At 62.1% G+C, this 1,165-nt stretch carries 1 protein-coding gene; it reads right to left on the bottom strand.

Annotation, left to right across the window (positions count from 1 at the left end; genetic code table 11):
* The coding region (gene tuf, locus CK620_RS13665) for an elongation factor Tu (RefSeq protein WP_095550782.1) at positions 1-1,163 on the bottom strand (1,163 nt) is incomplete at its 3' end.
* Between the last annotated feature and the right edge of the window lie 2 nt (positions 1,164-1,165).

Genomic DNA, 1,165 nt, shown 5'->3' on the forward strand with positions numbered 1-1,165 from the left:
GCGCCGACGGTACGACCGCCTTCGCGGATCGCAAAACGCAGGCCCTCTTCCATGGCGATCGGGGCAATCAGCTTGACGGTGATGCTGACGTTGTCGCCAGGCATGACCATTTCCTTGCCTTCGGGCAGTTCGATGGAGCCGGTCACGTCCGTGGTGCGGAAGTAGAACTGAGGGCGGTAGTTGCTGAAGAAGGGGGTGTGGCGGCCGCCTTCGTCCTTGCTCAGCACGTAGACCTCGGCTGTGAAGTCGGTGTGCGGCTTGATGGTGCCGGGCTTGGCCAGCACTTGACCGCGCTCGACTTCTTCGCGCTTGGTGCCGCGCAGCAGCAGACCGACGTTGTCGCCAGCCTGACCCTGGTCGAGCAGCTTGCGGAACATTTCCACGCCGGTGACGGTGGTCTTTTGCAGGTCACGGATGCCGACGATTTCGATTTCTTCGCCGACTTTGATGACGCCACGCTCGACACGACCGGTGACCACGGTACCGCGGCCAGAGATGGAGAACACATCTTCCACGGGCATGAGGAAGGTGCCGTCCACGGCGCGCTCGGGGGTGGGGATGTAGCTGTCCAGGGCTTCAGCGAGCTTGAGGATGGCTTCTTCGCCGATGGGGCTTTGGTCGCCTTCCAGGGCCAGCTTGGCAGAGCCGCGGATGATGGGGGTGTCGTCGCCAGGGAAGTCGTACTTGGAGAGCAGTTCGCGCACTTCCATTTCGACCAGTTCCAGCAGCTCTTCGTCGTCCACCATGTCGGCCTTGTTCAGGAAGACGATGATGTAGGGCACGCCCACCTGGCGCGAGAGCAGGATGTGCTCACGGGTTTGGGGCATGGGGCCGTCAGCGGCGGAGCAGACCAGGATGGCGCCGTCCATCTGGGCTGCACCGGTAATCATGTTCTTGACGTAGTCGGCGTGGCCGGGGCAGTCCACGTGGGCATAGTGGCGGTTGGCCGTTTCGTATTCCACGTGCGAGGTGTTGATGGTGATGCCGCGGGCCTTTTCTTCGGGCGCGTTGTCGATCTGGTCGTAGCCTTTGGCTTCGCCGCCAAACTTCTTGGACAGCACGGTGGCGATCGCTGCAGTCAGCGTCGTCTTGCCATGGTCCACGTGACCAATCGTGCCCACGTTCACGTGGGGCTTGGTGCGCTCAAACTTACCTTTTGCCATTT

Source organism: Vandammella animalimorsus (assembly GCF_002285285.1).
Taxonomy (GTDB): Bacteria; Pseudomonadota; Gammaproteobacteria; order Burkholderiales; family Burkholderiaceae_C; genus Lampropedia; species Lampropedia animalimorsus.